Genomic DNA, 1,032 nt, shown 5'->3' with positions numbered 1-1,032 from the left:
CGCGCCTCACCCAGGTGCTTGAGGATGCCGCGCCGCGGCTGCTGCTTTGCGATGCGGCCGGTCGCCAGGCGCTCGGCGCGCAGGCGCTTGGCCATGTCGGCGTGGTCGACCTCGACACCGCCGCACCTGCCTGGGCCGGGCAGCCGGCTTGCGATCCCGACCCGCGCGCGCTCGGGCTCACCGCGCGCCATCTCGCCTATATCATCTACACCTCAGGCTCCACCGGGACGCCCAAGGGCGTCATGGTCGAACATGCGCACATTGTTCGTTTGTTCGAGGCGACTCAGGATTGGTATGGCTTCACCGAACACGACGTATGGTGCCTGTTCCATTCCTTCTCGTTCGACTTCTCAGTGTGGGAGCTGTGGGGTGCGCTCCGCTACGGCGGGCGTTTGATACTCGTGCCGGTCGACACCGCTCGCTCTGCCACCGACTTCCATAATCTAATCTGCAAGTCGGGCGTGACCGTTCTCAACCAGACACCCTCGGCGTTCAGAATGCTCATCGATGCGGACTGCCAGAGCAGTGTTCGTAACCGTCTTCGCTATGTGATTTTTGGTGGGGAAGCCCTGGAGCCGCCGACTCTGAGAGCCTGGTATGCAAAGCATCCAGAAGCCGCCCCGCAACTGATCAATATGTATGGCATCACGGAAATTACCGTGCATGCAACCTATCGGCCTCTTGGCGAGCCGGACACATCTGCGTCGGGAAGTCCTATTGGAGGCCGCATCCCCGATCTTCGGGTGTATCTCCTGGACGCTCATGGTCAGCCGGTGCCGTTGGGAGCGGTTGGCGAGCTATATATCGGCGGGGCGGGGGTGGCGCGCGGCTATCTCAACCGGCCCGCGCTGACGGCCGAGCGCTTCATCGCCAGTCCTTTTGTCGAGGGCGACCGTCTCTATCGCACCGGGGATCTGGCGCGCTATCTTGGCGACGGCAATCTGGAGTTCCTGGGCCGCAACGACGACCAGGTGAAGATCCGCGGCTTCCGCATCGAGCCGGGCGAGATCGCGGCGCGCCTTGCCGAGCACG

At 63.7% G+C, this 1,032-nt stretch carries 1 protein-coding gene; it reads left to right on the top strand.

Annotation, left to right across the window (positions count from 1 at the left end; translation table 11 throughout):
* Nucleotides 1–1,032 (top strand): amino acid adenylation domain-containing protein (locus PU724_RS33770; protein ID WP_483238259.1); only part of this gene is annotated, 1,032 nt, incomplete at both ends.

Origin of the sequence: Mesorhizobium abyssinicae, assembly GCF_049887195.1 — a bacterium.
Lineage (GTDB): Bacteria > Pseudomonadota > Alphaproteobacteria > Rhizobiales > Rhizobiaceae > Mesorhizobium > Mesorhizobium abyssinicae.
Note: the sequence above shows the minus strand (reverse complement) of the source record. Positions and strands in the feature narration are given on the sequence as shown.